We start from the raw sequence: 23,827 nt of genomic DNA on the forward strand, positions 1-23,827 counted from the left end.
GTCTTTTAAAAGTAATCCCATCTTTACGCACACCGAGTTTTGGTGCCTATAAAAACCTTCCGTCTACGACTTCCTTGTAGCTGCTGTTTACATTAACCCAAAACACTCTTTTCATCACATTTCCTGCTTACTTAAAATCAAAGTTCGATTAGCCGACACACGCGGCGATTAATGACAGTTTGTAGCTTCTTGACTGTCTGTTCTTAAAAGCCGTCAAAGTCACTAACCCGTGCCAAACTATGGCAAAAGCTTGATAATCTGGATGATTCAGATTGTGTCAAATCTGCGGGCAATGCAATGTCAATGGGTGTTCGCGCGTCTAAATAAAACGTTAAATCAATTTCGTCTGCGCTCAATTCATCTGGTTCATCGTCTTCAGACATAACCGCAGAGTTTATTAAGTCAGAGAGTCTTCTTGCTTGCGATTCGGTAAATTTAAACGGTAACTCGATATTGAAGTCATAGTGACGCCTTAAAAGGAGAGAATGACTGTACCAGTCGTTGTCATGCACATCGTCGGTTTCAAATGTCGGCTCTTGTGATGTTTCGGCTTGCACATCACGATACGAATCTTCGTGGCTTTGGTTGTCAGGGTAAAGTGCTGTCTCAGCTAAATCCAGCATGTCGTAAAAAACTTAAATCTTGCTACATTGCTCCGCGAGCCTTTAATGCGTTTACCACAGTTGCATCCTTCTAGTTTGCCAAGCGCTTTCCAAAGTGAGCGGTTAGTGGGCTCATTGTAAAGTCCTCTGGCATTCATGTATTTGGCAATATTCTGTAGCGTGATTTCAGAGCGATTTGAATCGACACCAATAATCTAGACACTTCTCAGCCGTTCTTGATATCGCTTTTCATACTCTACTGGCGAAAGCAGATCATTGGAACCATGTTTTCGCTTTACTCGCTCACGTTTCAGCAGTTGGAAGAAGCTCTCAGCTACCGCATTATCATGGCAGTTACCGCGTCTGCTCATGCTGCCTTCAAGGCCATTCACTTTAAGGAAGTGTTGCCAATCATGACTCGTATATTGGCTTCCTTGATCTGAATGAACTGTCACCATTTTCTTAGGATTACGCCGCCATACCGCCATTAATAAGGCATCTAGCACAATTTCCTTAGTGATCCGTGATTGCATTGACCAGCCAATGACTTTACGTGAGAACAAATCGACAACCACAGCCAAGTAAAGCCACCCCTCATGAGTGCGGATATGGGGGATGTCGGTCACCCAAGATTCATCTGGCGACTCAGGATTGAATTGGCGCTGTAATCGATTAGGTACAACGATATGGTTTTCTCCGCTACGATGACGAGGCTTTCGGTACCCAACTTGAGCTTTCAGTCCTTCATCTCGCATCAGCCGATAAACGCGATTCACACCGCACTTTTCACCAATATCTCGCAAGTCAGAATGGACTTTTCGATAACCGTAAACGCCGCCTGACTCTAACCAGAACTGCTTAATCAAACCTGTAAGACGTTGATTGGCTTTAGCTCGGTTAGAATGAGGGCGTTTGTTCCATGCGTAATAACCACTTGGGTGAACATCGAACATTTTGCACAACCAGCGAACAGGCCAACTGTCCGAGTTTTCTTTGATAAAGGCATACCTCAGTCGGACTGCTTTGCGAAGTATGCCGCGGCTTTTTTCAACAGATCACGTTCTTCTGTTGTTCGCTTTAACTCTTTTTGCAACCGTCTAATTTCAGCCTGAGCATCGCTTAATTCGTTGTGCTGTTTAGAATCAGGACCGTATTTTTTAACCCACGCATAAAGACTGTGCGTTGTGACATCTAATCGTTTGGCAACGTCAGATATTGCATGGCCGCGATCAACCACTTGTTTAACCGCTTCAATTTTGAATTCTTCTGGGTAGCGCTTGCCGCTCATATGCACCTCTATATTTTTAGTTAGTTTATCTAACTAAGAGGCGTCTAGGAAATTAGTGTCGATTCACAATCTCTAACTTGCTTGTTTGCTTGTTTGCTTGTTAAGTGCGCCAACTCGATTAGATATTTGACGTTCGTTGATTTTGAGTTTCTTTTCCTTATACCAGTGTTTGATATCTGAAAAGCTTGCATAGGAATACACATCCTCACGTTGAGCGTACTCTTTGGCTGTACTCAGAACAGCGACAATTAGCAAAATTCCATGCTGATTAAACTGTTTCATCGCGTTTACGATTTTTTGCTTTTTCTTATCGTCATCAATATTGAGACTCACTGAAGTAGCTTGCGATCCAGAGTTCTCTGCTGGTAAAGCCGATGTATTAAAAACTTTCTGATAAAAGAGGGCGACCTCATCAGCATCGCCAGTGACTTAGATAGTCATTTTTGCGGTTATTGCCACGTAATTAGACTTCTTTATTCCACGTTTTTATTTAACGAAGTTTACAGAGGTGAATATACACCAATAAAACAATATTGAAGACATATTTGTATTCAATGTTGTTTTATTGTGTTTGATTTCGCTGTGTGAAATTATATATCCACTGATAGGTGGGATAAGACATTTAAGCTGGTAGTCATACAAAGATATGTCAATTGAGTTGGTGGTTGAGTTGTATTTTGAATGCGGCTGTTCTATAAAGCTATAAGCTCACCAAGCCATTTTTTTCTGATTACAAAAATATCTTCTGACGTAAAGTTATATGGTTTCGATGGCCCAGGGTTTCTAGAGCTGTCAATAGTAAGTTCGTAAAGTGGAATGATACTTTTTTCGTTATCGGAATCGAGCATATGTAAGCCTTTGTCAGAAACCTTCTTAACAACTGACCAATGGCCTCCCGTCTGATGGTCGTAGCCGACAATGCAAACACAGTTTTTTGCATTATCCGCTTGAGCTATCTGCTCAAGTACTTGTTTTCTATTACGTGACGTGTCGTTCAACCAATATGGAATAGAAAATTCAAATTCATAAAGTTCTTGGGTTCTATCGTGGTACATATCGAAATGAGAATTGAGATAGTCTAGCACTCGACTTAGAGTATTCTTTATGGTCCCCCGTTTTGTACCATTAAAATAACTCATATAGTCGCCATCTCTTAGGAAAGCGGCCAATACTTGACTAAAAAGTTCAGGCTTATCAAGGCTGGGTTCAAGTGCGTGGATAGCGTTAACAATGGCATAGAAGCCGCAGGCACCATCTAGCTCTCCTTGCTTGGCTGGTTTTATTCTTTGTAAGCTCATAAGTACACATCCTTATTTCGATAGAAAACTGACTTTAACTGTATAGGCCTCTGCAAGGCTTTAGGTAGAACCATCATTGCCATATTGTACTTTTATATATAGCTCAGAGACTTAACGCTTTAATGTTATACTTTAGTCTAGTATAAAAATGGCTGTTAAATTATAATTTAGTTAAATCAAAGAAATTGAACTCCTAATTTTTCAATAGTATTCAAATTTTATCGAGTCATTCTGCAAGTGCGTGAAACCAGGGATGGAGTTGTATGACGGATTATAGTAAAGCGAGACAGAGCTTAGTTAGCTGGGTAAAAGATACACTAACGGGCAATGTTTTGAAGGATAACACCTTATGGGAGTCTAATCCTTTTAATTGTTATACAACCGGAATTCTCTACCCAGTGGGTACAGTTTATGAATCAGATGACGATGAGCAGTCTGAAGATGATGACAGTGAAGCCTCAATGGCAAGCGGTGCTAAAAAAGTCCGCTATCAACCCCCATCTTCTATGGGCTTTTCTTTTTATGTAGATCAATTAACTCAATCAATCCGTGTTTTTTACAGCGGTTTCTCCTTTACTAAAGCCGGAAAACAAAACAACCGTCAGGCGTGGGAGAAAAATTCAGTGGTCTCTAATGAGGGAGAAGAAATAGAGGTAGCCCTAGCTGAATCTTCACGCTTCACTGTAATGAACTCAAGAGCCCTTGTAGATGTGAAGATAAGGCCTCACGGAATAGGAAAAATAGTCACTGTTTCATTAAGCAATATCAGCTCCCAAGCAAAGGAAGAACAAGAATCGGAAAGAGATGCGACAGCGAAAAATTCGATTTTTCAAGCTGAGCTTAAGTGTTTCATAAGTAGTAATTCTCTCAAAGATTACCCTAGGGTTAGCCATGCATTACTGAGTGAAGAAGAGCAAGAGTTAGAGCTACGTTATAAGGATGAACGCGTATATGCAATTGGTCATGGTGTTGCAGTAGATTGGCGAGTAGGGGAGAAAACGACAGAGTTTTTTAGTGACTTCATGCCAACCGTCGAAGTTCCACAGGTTACTGCCAACGCAGGTAAAGCTAACAAAGTACTAAGCTTTTCATTCTTAAAGTCTATCGAGTCTGATAAGTCGGTTTTTAACCAACTAAGCGACTTTATCGATAACTACGAAGACTGGATAGATAGTCAAATTGAATTAGCCAAAACAGGGACAAGTGAAGAAGTAAAGGTCGCTAACCGCATTGTTGAGCGTATGGACGAAGCTAAACAGCGTATGAGAAGCGGTGTATCGAGACTCCGTAACGATAACTACGCTCAAAAAGCATTTGCGCAAGCAAATAGAGCAATGCTTATGCAAATGGAGCTAAATGGCCCACCAAAGAATGGCGAACCTTATTCGTGGCGGCCATTCCAGTTAGCATTTGTTTTGTTAGCGCTTGAGTCCTCCATTGATGAAGATAATGACTTTAGAGACTGTGTTGACGTGATATGGTTTCCAACCGGTGGGGGAAAGACTGAAGCATACTTAGGCGTCATGGCGTTGGTTTTTGTTTACCGACGCCTCAGGTACAAAAATAGTGGTGGAGGCACGGCCGCTATTATGCGCTATACGTTGCGATTACTAACTTCCCAGCAATTCATACGCGCATGTAAGGTGGTATCCGCTTTAGAAATTATACGTACCGAGTCAGGTGAGTTAGGCGAAGAGCCTTTCAGTGTAGGTCTTTGGCTTGGCAGTGCTTCATCACCGAATACCTTTAAGCAATCTTTAGAAGTTCTGGATAATCGGAACTATAGCAAGTTTGTTCTACAGGAATGCCCGTGGTGCTCTACACCATTCTCACATGATAGTTTCAGCATTTCAGAAAGCAGCTTCTCATTTGAGTGTCACCACGAAGGTTGCGAGTTGGCAAACGCTACAGGAAATACTCTTCCTTTCAATGTGGTCGATGAAGCGCTGTATAGCTCTCCTCCAACCTTACTGATTGCAACGGTAGACAAGTTTGCTCGACTACCTTGGGAAGACAGAGCTGTTTCCTTTTTTGGAGGGGCCACAAATAGGCCGCCCGAACTAGTAATTCAGGATGAGCTACATCTTATTTCTGGGGCGCTCGGATCTATAGTAGGTTTATATGAAGTTGGTTTTGAAACCATCTTGGTATCGCGAGGTGTTTATCCAAAATTTATAGCCTCTACAGCGACAATCAGACAAGCCAAAGAACAGGTGCAAGCCCTATTTGGAAGGGAGAAGTCGGCTGTGTTTCCTCCTGTAGGAATTAGGCAGAAAGATTCTTATTTTGCAAAAGAAGTTCCAATAGCAGAAAAGCCTGGAAGGCTTTACGTGGGGTATATGGCATTCGGGCAAACGCGCACTAGCTGTCTTGAGCATCTGGCTGCTGCACTTGTATCAGCACCTAACGCCTGCTTTGAAGATCCTGAACTTAAAGACGCGTGGTGGACCCAAATGGTCTATCACGGTAGTTTAAAAGGCGTGGGAAACAGCAGAACGAACTTTCAAAGTGGTGTACCAAAAGTTCAGAGCAGCATGTTGTTTAACGAATTTATGAAGCAACTTGAGCAAACAGATCTCTCTGCTGCGAATAGCTTAAGGGATGACAAAAGTGCCAGAAGTAGCGCGTTTTTTAACGGTGTAGTTCCAAAAACTTTGCTAGACAATAAAGACAATGTGGAGCTTTTTCAACGATTCTTTCCCGCTAGGCAGTTGAGAGTGAAATCGTTGACTAGCAACCAAACAGCGGAAGAGAATGCTCAAGTTTTCCAAGATCTCAAAGCAAGTTATGAACACAAAGCACATTCTATAGATTCTGTATTAGCTACAAATATGGTGTCGGTAGGCTTAGATGAACCAAGGCTAGCGTTAATGGTAATAAATGGCCAACCATTGACGACTGCCGAATATATTCAGGCCAGCAGTCGCGTAGGTAGAGGTAATACACCAGGAATTGTTTTCACAAACTATTATAAAACCCAAGCCCGAAGTCTCTCTCATTATGAAAATTTTAGGGCTTACCATAAGTCGTTTTATCGTTATGTAGAGGCGTCAAGCATTACTCCTTTTACACATCAAGTTAGAAAAAGAGCACTTCATGCGTCTTTAGTATCGGCATTTCGACATGCCGAAGGTGGCTTGCTAAAAAACTCTGATGCGCAAGAACTTACTTATGATACCCCCTTAACACAAACAATTATTCGATTGATGAAAACTAGAATTAAAAGTGCATTAGTAGGGGATAAAACCGAAACAAAACTGTTGTTGGAAGAGTGCGAGGAGCACATCGCTCGTCTTATTCGAGAATGGAATAAAGAGGCATCCTCAGCAACGAACTTAAGATACCTCGCTAAGGACAAGTCTGCTGAAAGTTTATTGGTGTCTTTTGATGATGTTAAAACCAAAACTGGGCTTTGGGAGACGTTAAACTCCATGAGAAATGTAGAAAAAACAGGTCTCTTTGAGGTGGATGGGGGGCTTGATTTTTGAAAAATAAACAATGGTTTACGCCTGTAAGGTTTTCTCACCTCACAGGGCACGCTGGTGTAGGTTCAATTGTACGAGATCAAAATGACTATCTACTGTTTGTTAAAGACACATCGACTTGGCCTGTAAAAAATTTAAGCAAACTTCACGCGGTTGAAAGAGTAAAACGACATCTGGAAGTATCCAGCAATTTAGTTTTGCCGCCTGAGGCATCGATTGATGAGACCGCCAACCTAAGGATCTCTGGTGGCGCGATTCCTACAGTACGCTTTCCGAACTGGGCTTTATGTAATTTATGCAACACATTGCATCTCGCACCTTGGAAGAATAGCAGTGTTGAAATAAGCCAAAAGCTGAAATGCCCGACGTGTAACAAAGGAACACTGAGTCAGGTGACATGGTGTGCTGTAAGTAGTTATGGTGATTTAATTGATGTTCCTTGGCATAAACTCAGTCACCGTAATCCAAAAAACGATGCTCAAACACATTGTCGTTCCAGCTCGAACGAGAGTTATCTAAAGCTAGAGCTTAATGAAAGAGGGCGATGGGAAGTTCAGTGCAAGAAGTGTGGTGCTAAGAATTCGTTAGAGATGACGGATTTTCAAAGAAATGTACACAAACAGCCTGGTTATCGTGAACGAAAATCTTTAAATAGCGAGGCTATTACATATACCGTTATGGAAGTGAACGACCCACGGGTGTTTTCCTCAGTTAGCGAAAGGACGTTAGTCATACCGCCAGAGTCAAATATTGATAAAGCTTCGTTGTTTTTCAGATTAACTCAGCAATCACAGCTGGTTGCTGGCATAAAAGACGCAAAGAGGCGACTGCAAAAAAAACGAGCAGAAAAGAAAGTGATGAGGGAGCTCAAGTGTTCAGAAGAAGAGTTGTTCGCAGTATTGGAACAGATTGACAGAGGTGATTCAAAGGATGCATTAGACTTTAGCAGCGTTACGCCCGATGACATGATGTTTGATGAATTCGAGGCGCTAACTAGAATCCAAAAATTCAATAGTAACGCTGACTTTATAACTACTCACTTAACTAGCGAATGGGCTGACTATCTAGGTTCACTCAGCGAAAGCAGTGATATCAGACCAGAGATTAACGTTATCGACAAGTTAAGTGCCGTAAACCGTCTGAGGGTTATTGAGGTTTATAAAGGTTTTCAACGTGCCGCTAGCGATGCAGAAGATTTCGACCCCACACCAATAGTAGCTCCAGATTTTACCGGTAATCTTGACTGGTTACCCGCTATAGAGCTTTTTGGCGAGGGCATGTTTTTTACACTTGATAATGAAATCATTGAAAAATGGGAGCATCACCCTCTCATTAGGCAGCGCGCTTCAGAAATAGAAACGAGATATCAAGATTCCGAAATAATTTTGCTAGATAAGACTATTCCTACTCCTAGGTTCATTCTTTTACATACGTTGGCACATGCACTTATAAGAGAGCTGGAATCGATGGCGGGCTATCCCGCTGCGTCTCTTCAGGAACGAATCTATAGTTCTGCAGATAAAAAAATGGCCGGTGTTCTTATTTACACTGCTGTTCCTGATATTGCAGGTTCGCTTGGTGGAATAATTGAGCAGGCGAAACCACGTCGATTCATCAAACTATTGGATTCTGTATTCAAGCAACTTGAATGGTGCTCAATGGACCCCGTGTGCGGTGACATGGAAGGGCAGGGGCCATCTTGGTTAAATCGTGCAGCCTGTCATGGCTGTGTCCTTTTGCCAGAAACTTCATGCAGTTATAACAATGTATTTCTAGATAGAGTTTTTATTAAAGGTAAGCCAGATGAAGGTATACCGTCACTGAAGGAGTTTGTGAAAAAATAATGGCCGCACGTGTTTTTGAGTTACCTAAAGAACATGAATTAACAAAAGATCAGAGAATGGCGATTCGACTACCTGCGGATGGGCAATACTTGGTTGTTGGTGCTCCTGGGACCGGGAAATCTGTAGTTGCGCTCATGCGCCTTAGAAAATACGCGACAACAAATGAAACGCTATTCTTGTCGTATAACCATGTACTAAACCATGCAAATAAATTATTAGCTGGGGCTGATGAAAATTTTCATATGAATACTGCTATGTCTTGGCTTTATGATTTTCAATACAAAGTAGCGGGTGGCTCGCAGGCAAATTTTGAACAAGCGAAGATGCCTGAAATTGATAACCACAAACCGGACTATGAAGCGTTGATTAATCGTTTTGAAGATCTAGGCGCATCGTGTCCATCAACGAACTTTATTATTGATGAAGGTCAGGATTTACCGCCAGAATGGTACGAAGCGGTCGAGGCTCTTAATGTCGAAAATTTCTTTATCGTTGCTGATCAAAATCAGCAGATTACCGAAGAGAACTCATCGCAGGCAGATTTACTGGATGCATTGGGTCTAGAAAAAGACGACTTATTCCACCTGAAAGAAAACTGGCGAAACACCACGCCGATTTCTGCCTTTGCTAATTATTTCTATACTGACAAATCGAGTGAAAAGCCAGCGCTTCCGAAAAAGCCATCGGCACACGTTCCTATATTGTATGAATATAAGATGCTTGAAAGTGTAAAGGAACTCATTTTAAGTTCTTATGATAATGACCCATCAAAGTTGATAGGTTTGTTTGTCGCGAATGAAAATAAAAGAGGGTATTGGGCGAAATACCTAAAAAATGACCATAAGCAAAGGCGAGAAGCTGCCCCTATTGTTAGTACCTACTATTCCGATCAAAAAGGCTCAGTAAACATCGACTTCTCACAGGGCGGAATTGTTGTTTTAAATGATAAATCTGTGAAAGGCATAGAGTTTGACGAAGTGTTTATTATCATTGACGGCTTTAAAGCAATAGGTAGTGACATCGAATCGTTAATGAAGCGAATGTATGTCATGGCGTCGCGTGCGCGAGACAGACTGTTTTTGTTAAAAAGTGAAGTACAAGAAAGTATATTTGAAGACATTCTTCCGCCCTTAGGCGAAATGATTGAAATTGAGCGAAATGGCCACGTTGAAAAACATGAACTCCTCAAGAGAATTAAAATATGAGCGCTAACAAATGGTTTTTGGTAACCAATACAGAAAATCTTAAATATTACTTCGACTGTAATATGATTGTAGAAATGCAGGCGTTTGAAGGTAATGCGTATCTTCGAGATATTCAGGTAGAAAGGCCTAAAGGGTACATTACTCTAAATGATCAAACTAACTTAACTGACGCGCTTGAACTTTCTGTTTCGGAAGATCCTAATCTTGAAAGTTGTATAGTTGAAGTAGACCTAAATGGGCTTGAGTCGCCAAGCGTTTATGGTAGGGCTTCTGAACAGCAGTATGAGTTCGGTAGTCTTGACCAGATATTACGTTCTGATGTCGACGAAATTTTAATACCAGCGCCGCTACCTATTAGCATTATAAAAACTGTATTTCTAAAAAATGCCAAGGCCAGTGACTTATTAAAAAGCGAGCTTACACGTCAACATGGTGGATTTCCTCCAAAATACATTACGCAAAATGCAAAACTGTTTAAATCTGGGAAGCAAGGCAATTTGCCTTCTGAGCTAGACGTAGACTTATCAGTGGGCTGTATGAGTTTGGCAGACATTGCCGATATTACTATTGATTATAAAAAAGCAGAGGCACTTGGTGGTGCTTTATCACTGGCATATTACCAAACAAAAAATGGTCGCCTTTCTTGTGAACTTTATAACAAATTTGTAGGGAAACGTTCTGAAGAGCTGACCAGTGAGGCTATTATTGCCTTCCAAAATTGGCTAACTGATGCCAACTCAGTAAGTGAACTCGATTCTTTCTATAAGAGAGTGCTTGATATAGCCTCAAGTGAATCTGACTTTGGCACTATTCAGCACGATTTGCTTAATTCGTTTGAAAGCAAAGATGGTATACCAGACGCTTACACAAAGGTTGCGGGCCTTGCTAAGCGATTAAGGCAACTCGTTGATAGAACGTATGAAGGCGACCTAGACACGTACTTCGCTAAGCTTATTAATCATTATGAGAGTGAAGAAGAGGGGGGCTCAAAACCCTTTTTGTTGATCTCAATGATTTTTGTACGTGACCACACAGAAACTGCTTTAAAGTTCTATCATGAAAGCTTTACTGAAGAAGATTACTTTCTGGTAGCCGCTTTCTATGGTCTTTTCCAAGGTATAAAGCGAGTGCCTGAACGAGTTCGCAGTGTAAGCGGTCTTCGAAATTGGGTGTCGCATCACATGGTCGCTTTGTCGCATAAAGCGACTGGGGCTCGCGTTACTGTGCAAAAAGCGCCAGTTCAACCGCCGCTGATGTTCCAAAAGTATATAAAAGATACAACGAATTCTAAGGCGCAAGATAATCTACAGAAGTTTATTTTATTTATGGAAATGGATGAACAAGATGTACTTTCTTGGGAGCTAAACACTAAAGAAGAGTATCGGGTAAAAGGAGGCGCCATTACTTTTTCTACTCGCCCTAAGCTTATGTCAAAGGTGTTGTCTTCAAACTTTGAAGAGTCAATGCGGCTTAAAACAATAAAAGACGCTGATGAATTGTTCGACATGAACAAAGCGCTCGATTTATTCAAGGCGTAAAATGTGAAGTTGATACCAGGGAAGCCTCATAACACGACGAGCAAAGCAGAGTTAAAAGTTTTTGAAAAACTCTCAGACTCTGAATTTGCCGATCATCATCCAGTAGGCTTCCATTCGCTATTACTTACAAAACACGATTACAAACGGGTCGGTGAAGCAGATTTTGTCATAGTCTCCATTTACGGCTTATTTGTCTTAGAAGTTAAAGGCGGAAAAATCTCCTATGTAGATGGTAAGTGGTCTACAGAGGGAAGAAATGGCAAAGACCAAATTCAAGACCCTTTTCATCAGGCAAATACGGCTGTACATGCGATAGTTAGGAAAATTGATGATTATTTAGGTCAACACAAAGTTCGTTTTCCTATCGGGTATGGCGTGGTATGCCCTGACTCGCTTTGGCGATCTGATGGTGGAGAGTGGGACAGAGAAATGATATGCGACAGCCGTGATTTTAGTAATTTCAATCATTGGCTTAAAGCGTTATTTGACTATTGGACGCTAGAAAGGCCTAACAACGATCAATTAATCAGCCAAGCTGATGTTGAAGCCATAGCAGCATATTTGCGGCCCGATTTTGAGACTATTCAACCGCTATTTGACCATGTAAAACAAGTAGAGCAGTCATCGGTAAGATTAACCGAAGAACAGTATAAATTTGTCGACATTGCTGAGATTAATAAACGCGTAATTTGCCAGGGAGGGGCAGGTACAGGTAAAACATTCTTAGCCGCTGAACTATCCAGAAGGTTTATCGCAAAGGGGCTTAATACGCTTTTCGTCTGCAAGTCTTCATGGCTTAGGCATTACTTAACAACGCGAATTCAAAACGACCGTCTAGTTATAGCAACCATATCGTCAGTGGGCAACGCATTACGCCGCTCTGGTCTCGATGTTTTCGACTCACTCATCGTTGATGAAGGGCAAGATTTGCTGAATTTTCAAGACTTGCAGCTACTAGACTCATTAATAGCTGGTGGTCTTGACAATGGACAGTGGTATTTTTTTCACGATGCCAATAACCAAGCTAATTTATTAGATACATTGGACGTAGAAGCCTTCAACTGGTTAAAAAACAGGAACAACCCAACGCTTCTTCCACTTAGCGTAAATTGCAGAAACACTTCTAATATTCTTAAGTCGGTTCAAAAAGAACTTACGTGTGATGTGGGTACGCCAACCCTTGCCGATGGTCCCGAAGTTATTGAATATCACGGTAATGAAAGTGAGCTGGTAGGCAAACTAGATAAACTCATTACTGAACTAGCAAATTCAGAGTTGATGCCTAGCTCAGTTACAATACTTTCACCAATAAGTATACGCAAGTCTATTATCAAAAAGCTACCCGCAGCAACACGAGAACTCATATCAGAACTTGATGACTATGTAGTAAGGAAATTACCGTTTGAGGGAATAAACTTTTCGAAAATCCAAGACTTCAAAGGGTTAGAGAATGATGTGATTATTTTGGTAGATTTAGTACACCCCTCAAAATTAAGTGATGATGAAAGTAAAGCATTGCACTATGTGGGTATGACCAGAGCTAGGGCAATGCTCTACTGTTTGTGGTGTTAGCAAACTCGGTTTTTACTACTCCTTTATTTGCTGCCTTAATATTTAAGCCGGCAAGTTGAGATTTACGCAATGCTTTCGCGTTTCTTTATTTCTTTCCAGAGTTACGAGACCCTCATATCTTTGGAGTCCGAACTTTTCGGTGAACGAAGCCTATTTAGCGGTATTGCTACATAGAAATGAAATGTTAGGTTTTCGTGACTACTTTCATTGGCTGGTGATGAATATTGGGTAGTTCACATGCAGATATAAAACTAATAAGAACAACTGAAAAGATGGAAGTGGAGTTCGCAAGACGCGTCTGCGAGCAAAATAAGTTTTAAGATATTGTAATTAGTTGATAACTGAAAAAAGCGGCACTGCAATAAAATCACGTGCCGCCTTACAGGTTGTGGTTGTATTAAGGAATGATCTTTTCAATACGCAAGCGGTTGAATAAGTCAAAAAAAGCCGACCGTGTTTCGCTAAAGTCAGTAAAGCCAAACTGCCTCGATTTAGTGAGGTCATTGACGCATTCTACTTCTCGCCCAAGGTCAGCATCGGTGTGCCACCACGACGCTAAATTATTTACCTCTGGCTCAACGAGATCATGCTGTTTGGCGATATCGCGCCATACGGGTTCGCAACCTGCCATCTGTTGTTCCAGCGGCTTTGGCGTCTCTGGGCAGTCAGCTACATCAACACCAAAATAGTCGCCTATTTCTCGCCACATTCTACGCCAACGAAACGTATCGCCATTCACAGTATTAAACGCTTGATTCGCTGCACCTGGCATTGTTGCAGCCCATTCCATTTGTCTGGCTAGTAAGGTTGCATCTGTCATGTCTGTCAGCGCATTCCATTGAGTTTGTGAACCGGGAAAAACAAATGGTTGCCCGGTCGACTTACAAATAGAGGCGTAAACCGCAAGTGTTGTACCCATATTCATGGCGTTGCCTCTCGCATAGCCAATAACCGTGTGTGGTCGATGTACATTCCACGAAAAGCCAAACTGTTTGGCGTTTTCAAAAAGAATATCTTCTAAGACGTAGTAGAAATTATCACCAGGCACTCGCGGCTCTGATTCGCGAAACGGCGTTTCTGTTTGGCCACTACCATAAGCTTCAAAAGACCCAAGATATTGTTTTGTGCCTGTTACCAGCGATACGTGTTTGAGCTTGTCACAATCGAGCGCAGTAAACAGGTTGCGCATCATTGTATTGTTCGCCTCAATGTTCGCTTTTTCATTATCTCTTTTAACCCATGTGCAATAGAAAACATGCGTAATTGATAGTGTTTCAAGCGCTCGTTGTGTGGCGGCTAGATTTAGTAAATCTGCTGCGACAGGGACAACACCGTATTGTGATGAACCACTGCGAGATAGCCCATATACGCTCCAACCTTTAGCCACTAAGTTGGTAGCAAGATTACCACCGGTTATACCTGTCGCTCCTACTATCAGTGCATTGCCTTTTCTCATTACTCACCTCCTCTAGATGAACTTAGCCCGGACTGAGATACCGGAATTGAGGAGACAGGGTAAATACCACTCAAAGTTGCTACAATAGCAGTTATTGCAAATGTTTATTGCGTGAGATGCAACTTCATGGATTTCAATACGATAGATTTAAACGCCCTGAGAGTTTTTGAGCGAGTAGCGGCCACAGGGAGTTTTACTGCCGCCGCTCGACATTTCCACCGGGCGGTATCTTCTATTTCTCGTCAAATTAGTGCATTGGAGGAATCGGTTGGCCAGTCTCTGCTTTACCGTCATACCCGTGCTGTAGCCCTGACCGAGGCTGGATGGCGTTACTATGAAGAAGTGCGCGAGATTTTGGAACGGTTAGACCTTGCTACAGAAGCGCTTGCATACCCTAATCCAGAACCCAGTGGTGTGTTGCGGATCAATGCTCCGACTGCGTTCGGACGACGACAAATCATTCCACTACTTAATGAATTCCAACGGCGTTATTCTGCTATTAGAGCAGAGTTAACACTTAGCGACCAAGTCATTGATCCCGTGAGGGAAGGCCATGATGTGACCTTTCGCGTGGGCGAGTTAACCGACTCGTCTCTGGTTGGCAGACGCCTTGCGCAAATGAATTACGTTGTGGCAGCTGCACCGAGTTATTTAGCTGCACACCAAGCCCCGTTAACACCGAACGATCTTACGCACCACAACTGCTTAATTTACAGGGGGGAGTTAGGTAGGCAACGTTGGTATTTTCAAGGGGCTGAGCAGCGAGAGCCTAGGTCATTAGAAGTGACGGGAAACCTCTACAGCAACGACCCGGAAAGCTTGGTTAAAGCGGCGCTTTTAGGTCAGGGTGTTGTGTTATTTCCGACATGGCTGATTGCTTCAGAACTAGCAGAGGGAGCCCTTTTGCCGTTGTTGGAATCTTGGCGCGCAGAAGTGACACATGGTTACCGGAATCTTTATGTGTTAACCCCACAACGACATCTTGGGGTGCTCAAAGTGAGTACTTTCATTAAGTATTTGTTTGACACACTTACACCAACACCGAGTTGGGATCGCTGGAAAGAGCAGCGAGTAATCAATAAAACCTAATGCCTTCGTGGCATGCCCACTTATTGTTATGGGCTTTTATACGTATTTAGCCATAGAAACACAGCATTTGTCGCGTATGATTATTCAATACTCAAAATATCGACTAAAGTATATATAGGCATTTGCTTTTATTTTTCCAGGGATGATGGGAGAGACTATTTTGGTTGAGGTATGGCCGGTGAACCGTTCCGATTTAACGGTATATGAAGCGACATTTGAACACTGTGCTGTTGGCCTAGCACACGTAGCGGCAGATGGCCGCTTTCTTAATGTAAACAGCGCATTCTGCGATTTTCTCGGTTACTCGAAGTCTCAAATTCTCAAATTAAGTTTTCAGCAGTTAACACCCGGTGAGCACCTAGCGAGCGATGAAGTGCACGTTAATGCGCTATTAGCCGGAGAGGAAGATATTTATACCATTGAGAAGCCGTATATTCATCGCGATGGGCATTGGGTGTGGGCGAGGTTAACCGTATCTCTTGTGAGAACAGAGCGTGGAGAGCCTGATTTTTTCATATCTGTTATAGAAGACATCGACGATCGAAAGCGCATTGAAACACGACTTCACGAGTCTGAAGAGCTATTCCGTCAGATTATCCTCTCTCTTTCAGACCGGATGTTAGTTTGGGTTGCTGAGCCTAATCTCAAAAGTATGCGATACGTGAATGGCGGCTATGCGGAAATTTGGGGGCGACCAGTGATGGAGCTGTATCAAAACCCCATGAGCTTTATTCATCATATTCACGCGGCTGATCGACAGCGCATTTTGGCGCATTATGGCGGGCTGATAGAAGAAGATTGGCAACATGAATATCGCGTGATGCGTGATGACGGTGAACTGCGTTACATTCGGGAAAAAGGTATTGTTGTTCGAGATGTAAATGGCGACAGTGTGTTTATTGTGGGTTGTGCTGATGACATTACTAAAGACAAAGGGATGAATTCAGCATTGCTTGAGGCCAATATGCGGCTTGAACGCTTGTCTCGTACCGACGATTTAACCGGTGTGTATAACCGCAGAGAAATCGAGCATATTGTACAAAGAGAGCTGTCTCGCCTAAAGCGTCAGGAAGGCAAGGCGGTGTTACTGTTTCTCGACTTAGACGATTTTAAATCGGTTAACGATACCTATGGTCACAGTGTTGGTGATAGGGCGTTAAAAGCGTTCTGTGACGCCATTTCTGGGCAAATTCGCGACTCAGACAGTTTAGGGCGTTATGGCGGCGATGAGTTTTTGCTCATGCTATATAACACCGACTTTTCTGAAGCAGAGCAGTTTTGTCAACGTTTGCGGTCAACGCCGATTGAGGTCTCGGTGAGTCCTGGTAAATCCTTCTCGGTGGCGTATTCGATTGGTATGTGCCAATGGGAGCCAACGCTAGAAAACCCAGACCAATGGATAGAACACGCAGACAGCCAAATGTACGGGGATAAACGTCAACCCTAAGCAAGATATGGGCTACGAAAGCCACACTGTGAAAGCCGCACAATTGAGCTAGTAGTCGTGTTACACTCATTGTCACGTTCAGATTTCTACAGGCTTGTTATCACTTATGGCAAATAATCACTCGGCATTTATCGGTTTAATGCAACGAGCTCGCAATGTTAAGCGTTGGCCCCTCATGGCACAATTTCAGGAAGAAATGCTCTCGACCCATATATATGAGGCGGCTGTCGTTGCGCATATGTTAGGGGCGATTGCAGCCGATGTGTACGGTGAAGAAGTGAACCCAGACAAGGTTGCCACGTTAGCGATATTTCACGAAGGAAGTGAAATTGCTGGCATGAGTGATATTCCTAGCCCTGTTAAATATCATGACCCAGAAACCACCCAAGCGATTAAAAAGCTTGAGCGTCGGTTTGAGGCCATGTTGCTAAAGACCTTACCTGAGCCGCTTCAGGCGCGTTATCAGCCTCTTATTGAGCAAGACAAAGACGATATTCACGTGCGTTTGGCAAAAGCCAGCGATGTGTTATGTGCGTATCTCAAATGTGATTATGAGCTGTCTAAATCTAACTCTGAGTTTTCCAATGCAATGGAAGAAATGGAGATGCAATTGAAAAAGTATCGACAGATGTATCCTTGTGTCGATTATTTTTGCAAGATTTTTCTGGAAGACGCAAAGGGGACGTTAGACGAGCAAACACGTGACCTCGACTGGGTTAAGCACGCTAACGATACCCATTTAACTAAATAAGCTCACACTAAGCCACAAGCCGTCGGCATATTCATCGACTGGTATCGCAGCTCGCCAATAAACGCGCGCGCCGCTGGCCCCAAGCGGTCGCCGTCTGAAAAGCACAAATGCATCAGTGTACGTCGAACGCCCCCTTCTTTTAATGGCAGCGGGGCCAATATGCCGTCGTTGAGTTGTGAACGAATAATCGCTACGGGCAACCACGCGAAACCTAGCCCTTTACTGATAATGTCTACCGAAGTACGAACATGGCTTACGGTCCAGCGTTGTTCCGCGCCTAACCACCCAGACTCTGCTTTGCGATCGCTGGCCGAGTCGCGTACAACGATTTGCCGGTGTGACTTTAAATCTTCTAAATTCAACTCTCTGTCGAGCTGATGCAGAGGGTGAGAAGGGTGTGCTACGGCAACAAATTCAATACCGCAGAGGTCTTCACTAAAGCCATTTTCAATTGGAAAGGGTGATATTGCCAAATCAACATCGCCCTTTTTCAGTAGCGTGTTGGCACCATTGAGCACGGTTTCCATGATTTCAATTCGCAACATGGGGTACTCTTGCGACACTTTGTTCAACACGTTGTAAAGCAATTCAGGTGGGAAAATAATATCCACCGCGATATTGAGAAAGCTCTCTACGCCCCCGCTCAATGAGCGTGCGACCAGCTCTACTTTTTCTGCTTCGTCTAACAGAAACGTTGCGCGGCGAAGCATAAGTTCACCCACTTCGGTTAGAGTAACTTTGCGACCCGTATTTTCGAACAGCGCCACACCTAATGATGCTTCTAATTTTTGCACCGCGTGATGGACACTGGATTGGCTTTTATGCACGACATTTGCTGCTTGATTAAAGCCGCCTGCGTCGACCACAGCTTTAAACATTCTCCATTGTTCGAGAGTGGCTTTCATATATCACCAGTTTGGTATTATCGAATGTACGTTACATAATATACCACTATCTATCAGTCTTAATAGAATATTGGTGATTGAAAGATGAGAATATTCATGGATTGACTATCCTTTATCAGACATTGGTCGCACACTTTGTGCGCGTGGTATCAAAACGCTTGCGCAATCGATAGCATTTTCTTTAAATGTTAAGCCCGAGTCAGATAGTAGATAACAACAATGAATGCTGATGAGATGTTAGCGCATGCACAAGATGCAGAGCGTTATTTAAAGCAACTAGCGAACAAAACGAGACTCATGGTGATGTGCTCACTGATTGACAAGGAATTGTCTGTTACTGAATTGCTGGCGCTAGTGCCGGTAACTCAACCTGTTCTATCGCAGCATCTAGCGTTGTTGCGAGAAGCAGATATGGTAACCACGCGCCGGGAAGGGCAGACCATCTATTATAAGCTGGCTGATGAGCGTATCAAACAAACTATGGGGTTACTGTATGGCTTTTTCTGCGAGAAATAGCTGTCGGTTCGACCGTTTAGAACAAAGTAAAGCTGACGTTTCTGCGTCAGCTTTTTTGTTTGCGCAATGAAAAAACAGTCTTAACTGACGCTTTTTTCGTTACGCGACATCAAATTCTTCGTCTGAGTAATCTTCGTCAAAGTCAGACTGGTTGCTCGCTGAACTGTGCAACGTGTAAAAATGACGCTTGCCTCGTGCCAATCTCACGTATTTTGCCCATGTTTTTTCAAGGTTGCTCGTAGGAGGCACTTGACCTTGAATCATCGCCACGAAGTGTTTTTCATCCTCGGTTTCAGGCGCGATTTCACTGGCTTCTAAACTCAATAGTGTTTTACCGAATTTAGTGAGTAAGTCAGCTTCAGAAATACTGAAGTCTCCAGACTTACGAAAACCATACGGGAAATGTTGACGATCAATAAACTGTTTTGCTGGTAAACGAATATCTGGCGCTTTCATGGTGTGTACCCCATAAAAAATTAACGGTCTTAATTGGGTGCACTTTTAAGGGAAAAATGGGGAAATGAAAAACAAAAATTTTTTTTCTTCACAATAAAAAAAACTGTTCAAATTGACTGAAAGAATGAGCGCACCGGTGATAGCGCCGCAGTGAGTACTATCTATGGGGGCTTCAAGAGGATTGCCGCTATTCGATGCAGAAGTATATATGAAGTTTCAATGACTAAATTTAAAGCATTTTTATCGTCACGATAAAAATGATTCACTTTCCATTTTTGCCCGAAGATTAATAATAAATCTGTGACATTTTTTCCACGAACAGTAAGAGAAGGCAATGAGTAAAGACTATCGTTACCAGCGAGATGAATGGGACTCGGTAGATGATGTTGATTACGAAGATTCTGCTAAGAAAGGCAGTCAGCGTCGTCATCATGAAGCAAAAACCCAACAAAAGCGAGACATGCAACGGCGCGAAAAGCAACGCCGAACTCATTTCGACGAATATTAGTCGTCTCGGTTTGTAGTGAATAAAAACGGCGTATCTGCAGGATACGCCGAGATAATCTATATTTTTTATTTACTTCCTTTACATCTTGTGACAGCGTAGGCGGTATCGGTTTTTTATGTTATTCCCGCCATGGACACGCGTTTTCTTACCACCTTTATTGAAGTTGTCAAAACTCGACATTTTGGCAAAGCCGCCGAAAATCTTTATCTCACGCAATCTGCTGTTAGTGCGCGGATTAAACAATTGGAAGAGTATTTTCATACAACGTTGTTTATTCGTCACCGAAACAGTATTCAGTTGACGCCGGCAGGCGAAAAGCTCTTGCCTTATGCTGAATCTCTGTGTGCTACTTTAAAGCAAGCAAAAAACGCATTGCAGGTGCAAAGTGCGGAGTATGTGGTATGCGGTTCGACACAGCTGATCAGTGAATTTTCGGTGCCTGATGTGTTACACGATTTGCATGCACAATTCCCTGAATGGTCAGTAAAAGCAGAGATTATGTCGCTTGATCAACTGTCTAGGCAGCTACACGAACGCACAGTAGATGTTGCATTTTCTCACGAGCCTTTGAAGTCAGAAGAATTTGTTAGTTTGCGCTATCACCAACAGCCGCTGGGCTTGTATCGGGTTAACAGTACAAGTGAAGCTGTGAATGCGTTGGAATTTGTTGCGATTGATTGGGGCAGTAAAGCCCGCGATGTGTTACTTGCACACTATCCGGTGTGCCGTGACGCGAAGTTGCGTACTAACTCGCTGCGTTTGGCTATGACTACGTTGCAACGAGATGGAGGCTATGCGGTATTACCTCAGTCGGTCAACTGGGCCATGTGGGGTATTCAGCACGTTGAACTTATCGAAACCTTACCTAATGTAAACGCAACGGTTTATATTAATTATATGAAGTCGATACGCCGCGTGGGCTTAGAGTCTATCATTGATCACATGGCATCAATGTGTCGGGCAACACAAAACACGTAATTGCGACACAAATTGATGTACTTGGGTCTTCTTTCATGTTCAGATCGCCCAATCAAGTAAGCGATGAGGAATTTTCATGACTGATGTAGACGCGTTTTTAGCCAAAAATTTAGACCAGCGCACTCAGCAATTTTTTAACGACGTAAAAGCCAATGGTGAGTTGTTTATTCTCACCGACGACGACGGCTGTGTAATGTTAACCACAGACGAAGAAGACGGCGTTCCAGTGTGGTCAAGTGCAACACTAGCCACCTTGTGGGCCACCGACGAATGGGCGCATTGCGTACCTAAAGCCATTAGCGTTGAAACGTGGAAAACCCGTTGGACGTCGGGCTTGAATGGCGACATGCTCGTGGTGATGGTCGCGCCAGTGCCCGGCGAAGATGGCGACGTGATTATGCCTGATGAGTTTGATGCCAAATTATAAATACGCGCATGCCGAGTGTCGTTGACATTCGGCTTCTTGCTTACTATGCCTAATCTAACTTCTTCTAACCGCTCTTTTTATTCTCAAAAATTAGCCCTTGGCGCAGGTTTCTTTTCAATGTTATTTGCTTCGCAAGTGGGGCAAGTTATGGCGGTGCCTTACTATCAGATGACATTGGGCGTAGACCCTTTTTTGCTATCGCTCGCGCTGGCTTTTCCGGTCTTGGTCGCCACACTTATTGCTCCTCTTGTGGGTCACTTTAGCGATAGCCTGCACTGTCGTTGGGGGCGAAGAAGGCCTCTTATCGCACTAGGGGTAATGGCCGCGTCGGTGAGTTTTGGCTTACTTTGGATGGTGCCAGTTAACTGGCAAACTCAATCACAACTGGCTTATTTTAGCGGGCTTTATTTGGTGTTCTTTCTCTGCGTTACCGTGGCTAATGTGCCAATGACAAGTTTGAGTTACGAACTGAGCCACTGTGAGCATGAACGCCAAAGCATTATGGTGATCAACACCTATTTTATTAAAGTTGCGTCGGTACTGTATCAGTGGAGTTTTCCTCTTGCGGGCTTGGCAATATTTGGCGGAATTGCCGCTGGTATTAAAGTTACTGGGTGGATGATTGCTATCGTGGCAATAGGCTTGATGGGCTTGTTGCCAGTGTTCATTTGCCGAGAACAAGTGACGGTGAAGACGCCACCCACTCCAACTCGGCTACGTACCTGTTTGCATTTACTCACGCACCCTGGCGTGGGGTGGTTAATGGTACTTTGCCTATTGCAGCTGGGAGGAAGCGTGATGGCTGCCAGCATGGACTATTATTTGTTGGTGTATGCGGTTAGCCAAGGCGATGTATCACAAGGCGCAGTATTAAAAGGCGTGTTGTCTACCAGCTATGCCGTGGTGGGGCTACTCAGCGTGCCGTTAGTCAGTGGTTTGGTCACGCGTTATGGCAAAGAGAGCGCCTTGCAGATAGTGTTGTGGTTAACCTTATTTGGCGGTGTGATTAAGTGGTTTTTATTTGTGCCTGGAGCCGGTTATTGGGTCGCGCTAGACGCGTTTTTTTGCTGCGCGATCTGGACTGCAATGTCGACCGTTGTTCCTATGTGTAATGCGCAACTGAGTGACCGGCACACGGCTCTCACAGGGAAGCAGGAAGCCGGTATGTTTTCTGCAATTTTTCATTCCACTGTTTCATTGGCGGGTATCGTAGCGCTAGTGGGCAGTGGCGCATTGTTGAATGCGATCCAGTTTGACGCACAACGCGGGGCTGCTCAAACTACGACAACAATATTGATGATGCGCTTGATACTGTCTGGCGGCACTGTACTGGTAGGCGTGCTATCTCTGTTATGTTTGCGTTATTATCGTCGAGCGGTATACAAGAATCATTGTAGCCAAGCGCAATAGGGAAAGAATAATAAATATGGTCACAATTAAAGATGTTGCACGTGTTGCGGGTGTGTCTACTGCCACCGTATCTCGCGTTATTCGCAATGGTGGGCAAGTGGGTGATGCTTGCCGTGCTCGAGTTAAAAAGGTGATTAAAGAGCTCGGTTATCGGCCAAACACTAATGCGCAAGCGTTGGTTAGTCGTGTGAATCATTCAATAGGCGTAGTAACACCCAAGCTCTCTATGTCGTTTTTTGGCACTTTAGCCAGTGGTGTTGAAAATACGGCGCGTGAAAGGGGGTACAAACTGTTAATGAGTAACTCCTTGTACGAAACTGAGTCAGAAATGGACGCCATTGACTCTTTACGCACCCACAATTGCCAAGCATTGATCTTGCACAGTGAATATTCTGATGAAGATACGCTAGTGGCATTAGCCAATGAAATTCCCGGCTTGGTATTGATAAACCGCTATATTCCGGCCATTGCTAACCGCTGTGTGTGGTTAGACAATGTGACGGGTGCACAGCGTGCCACTGACTATTTACTTGCCCATGGTCATAAACGCATAGCTGTTGTTACCAGTATTTACCAAAACCGCGACCCCAATATGCGAGTGCAAGGTGTAAAAGACAGCTTGGAGAAAGCAGACTTGACGTTGGATGAATCACTTATTGCCGAAGCCGGTGCCAACATCGATGGTGGTGAGCAAGCAGCAAGAGAATTATTGGCGACAGGGAAGGCCTTTACCGCAATTGTGGCGTATAACGACCTAATGGCGATTGGCGCGATGCATGCGCTACTTGATGCAGGCATTAAAGTGCCTGAGCAGGTATCAGTGATTGGATTTGACGATTTGTCGGCGGCTAAAGCGTGTCGCCCTCGATTAACGACAATGCATTATCCTATTGAAGAAATGGCAGCGTATGCCGCTGATCTGGCTATTAAGTTAACCGATCCCAATAACAAAACATCTAGTCAGACACATTTGTTTATTCCTGAACTAGTTGCACGAGACTCGGTCGCCACTGCGCCGTCCGAGCCTCTGAGTGATTAAACGACAGTGAAGC

Annotated in this window: 21 protein-coding genes; 14 read left to right on the forward strand and 7 right to left on the reverse strand. The window is 43.4% G+C overall.

The window, feature by feature from the left end; genetic code table 11:
* Positions 1–203: 203 nt before the first annotated feature.
* From ACXAH6_RS00990 to ACXAH6_RS01005, 4 genes are all read right to left on the reverse strand, one after another.
* Entirely contained in the window at positions 204–623 is a 420-nt protein-coding gene (locus tag ACXAH6_RS00990) for a hypothetical protein (RefSeq protein WP_474874756.1), read from the reverse strand.
* A 194-nt stretch (positions 624–817) separates the two neighbouring features.
* A protein-coding gene (locus tag ACXAH6_RS00995; protein ID WP_474874757.1) for an IS3 family transposase occupies positions 818–1,890 on the reverse strand; the annotation gives its coding sequence in 2 pieces (ribosomal slippage) (positions 818–1,644 and positions 1,644–1,890; 1,074 coding nt in all).
* A gap of 72 nt (positions 1,891–1,962) precedes the next feature.
* Positions 1,963–2,223 (reverse strand): hypothetical protein, encoded by a 261-nt coding sequence (locus ACXAH6_RS01000; RefSeq protein WP_474874758.1) that lies wholly within the window; start codon positions 2,221–2,223, stop codon positions 1,963–1,965.
* A gap of 359 nt (positions 2,224–2,582) precedes the next feature.
* Positions 2,583–3,188: a hypothetical protein gene (locus ACXAH6_RS01005; protein WP_474874759.1), complete on the reverse strand. Its 606-nt coding sequence runs from the start codon at positions 3,186–3,188 to the stop codon at positions 2,583–2,585.
* 263 nt (positions 3,189–3,451) lie between these two features.
* On the opposite strand from ACXAH6_RS01005, the gene ACXAH6_RS01010 reads away from it, so the two are divergent.
* Genes ACXAH6_RS01010 through ACXAH6_RS01030 form a run of 5 tightly spaced genes read left to right on the forward strand, consistent with a single transcriptional unit; the run spans position 3,452 to position 12,832 of the window.
* Entirely contained in the window at positions 3,452–6,676 is a 3,225-nt protein-coding gene (locus ACXAH6_RS01010; protein ID WP_474874760.1) for a helicase-related protein, read from the forward strand.
* Positions 6,673–8,517, forward strand: a complete 1,845-nt coding sequence (gene drmB, locus ACXAH6_RS01015; RefSeq protein WP_474874761.1) for a DrmB family protein — start codon at positions 6,673–6,675, stop codon at positions 8,515–8,517. Before ACXAH6_RS01010 ends, drmB begins: the two co-directional genes overlap by 4 nt.
* Positions 8,517–9,722 carry a DEAD/DEAH box helicase gene (locus tag ACXAH6_RS01020; protein WP_474874762.1) on the forward strand — a complete coding sequence of 402 codons (1,206 nt, stop codon included), beginning with the start codon at positions 8,517–8,519 and terminating at the stop codon, positions 9,720–9,722. Before drmB ends, ACXAH6_RS01020 begins: the two co-directional genes overlap by 1 nt.
* A complete protein-coding gene (locus tag ACXAH6_RS01025) occupies positions 9,719–11,260 on the forward strand; it encodes a hypothetical protein (protein WP_474874763.1) in 1,542 nt (513 codons plus the stop codon). The genes ACXAH6_RS01020 and ACXAH6_RS01025 overlap by 4 nt, the downstream gene beginning before the upstream one ends.
* Before the next feature lie 3 nt (positions 11,261–11,263).
* Positions 11,264–12,832 (forward strand): nuclease-related domain-containing DEAD/DEAH box helicase, encoded by a 1,569-nt coding sequence (locus tag ACXAH6_RS01030; RefSeq protein WP_474874764.1) that lies wholly within the window; start codon positions 11,264–11,266, stop codon positions 12,830–12,832.
* Between the two features lie 397 nt (positions 12,833–13,229).
* Here the strand turns inward: ACXAH6_RS01030 and ACXAH6_RS01035 are convergent, their stop codons facing one another.
* Positions 13,230–14,288: an SDR family oxidoreductase gene (locus tag ACXAH6_RS01035; RefSeq protein WP_474874765.1), complete on the reverse strand. Its 1,059-nt coding sequence runs from the start codon at positions 14,286–14,288 to the stop codon at positions 13,230–13,232.
* 126 nt (positions 14,289–14,414) lie between these two features.
* Here ACXAH6_RS01035 and ACXAH6_RS01040 point away from each other — a divergent pair, with 126 nt between their 5' ends.
* The 3 genes from ACXAH6_RS01040 (at position 14,415) to yfbR (ending at position 17,575) form a co-directional block, all read left to right on the forward strand.
* Positions 14,415–15,377, forward strand: coding sequence for a LysR family transcriptional regulator (locus ACXAH6_RS01040; protein ID WP_474874766.1), 963 nt, complete (start codon positions 14,415–14,417; stop codon positions 15,375–15,377).
* Between the two features lie 178 nt (positions 15,378–15,555).
* On the forward strand, positions 15,556–16,824 hold the full coding sequence (locus ACXAH6_RS01045; protein ID WP_474874767.1) for a diguanylate cyclase: 1,269 nt from the start codon (positions 15,556–15,558) through the stop codon (positions 16,822–16,824).
* Positions 16,825–16,930: 106 nt separating this feature from the next.
* On the forward strand, positions 16,931–17,575 hold the full coding sequence (gene yfbR, locus ACXAH6_RS01050) for a 5'-deoxynucleotidase (protein WP_474874768.1): 645 nt from the start codon (positions 16,931–16,933) through the stop codon (positions 17,573–17,575).
* A 2-nt stretch (positions 17,576–17,577) separates the two neighbouring features.
* Here yfbR and ACXAH6_RS01055 read toward each other — a convergent pair whose 3' ends face one another.
* On the reverse strand, positions 17,578–18,480 hold the full coding sequence (locus tag ACXAH6_RS01055) for a LysR family transcriptional regulator (RefSeq protein WP_474874769.1): 903 nt from the start codon (positions 18,478–18,480) through the stop codon (positions 17,578–17,580).
* Positions 18,481–18,699: 219 nt separating this feature from the next.
* Here ACXAH6_RS01055 and ACXAH6_RS01060 point away from each other — a divergent pair, with 219 nt between their 5' ends.
* Positions 18,700–18,996, forward strand: a complete 297-nt coding sequence (locus ACXAH6_RS01060; RefSeq protein WP_474874770.1) for an ArsR/SmtB family transcription factor — start codon at positions 18,700–18,702, stop codon at positions 18,994–18,996.
* A gap of 99 nt (positions 18,997–19,095) precedes the next feature.
* On the opposite strand, the gene ACXAH6_RS01065 is transcribed toward ACXAH6_RS01060, so the two are convergent.
* Positions 19,096–19,452: a MaoP family protein gene (locus tag ACXAH6_RS01065; RefSeq protein ID WP_474874771.1), complete on the reverse strand. Its 357-nt coding sequence runs from the start codon at positions 19,450–19,452 to the stop codon at positions 19,096–19,098.
* A gap of 334 nt (positions 19,453–19,786) precedes the next feature.
* Here ACXAH6_RS01065 and ACXAH6_RS01070 point away from each other — a divergent pair, with 334 nt between their 5' ends.
* The 5 genes from ACXAH6_RS01070 (at position 19,787) to ACXAH6_RS01090 (ending at position 23,814) form a co-directional block, all read left to right on the forward strand.
* Positions 19,787–19,960 (forward strand): hypothetical protein, encoded by a 174-nt coding sequence (locus tag ACXAH6_RS01070; RefSeq protein ID WP_474874772.1) that lies wholly within the window; start codon positions 19,787–19,789, stop codon positions 19,958–19,960.
* A gap of 129 nt (positions 19,961–20,089) precedes the next feature.
* Entirely contained in the window at positions 20,090–20,938 is an 849-nt protein-coding gene (locus ACXAH6_RS01075; RefSeq protein ID WP_474874773.1) for a LysR family transcriptional regulator, read from the forward strand.
* Between the two features lie 76 nt (positions 20,939–21,014).
* Complete coding sequence (locus ACXAH6_RS01080; RefSeq protein WP_474874774.1) at positions 21,015–21,365, forward strand: DUF2750 domain-containing protein; 351 nt, start codon at positions 21,015–21,017, stop codon at positions 21,363–21,365.
* 117 nt (positions 21,366–21,482) lie between these two features.
* Positions 21,483–22,775: an MFS transporter gene (locus tag ACXAH6_RS01085; RefSeq protein ID WP_474874775.1), complete on the forward strand. Its 1,293-nt coding sequence runs from the start codon at positions 21,483–21,485 to the stop codon at positions 22,773–22,775.
* A 16-nt stretch (positions 22,776–22,791) separates the two neighbouring features.
* A complete protein-coding gene (locus tag ACXAH6_RS01090) occupies positions 22,792–23,814 on the forward strand; it encodes a LacI family DNA-binding transcriptional regulator (RefSeq protein WP_474874776.1) in 1,023 nt (340 codons plus the stop codon).
* The last annotated feature ends 13 nt before the right edge of the window (positions 23,815–23,827 follow it).

The sequence above is a fragment of the Alteromonas sp. ABE4_545 genome (assembly GCF_056161325.1).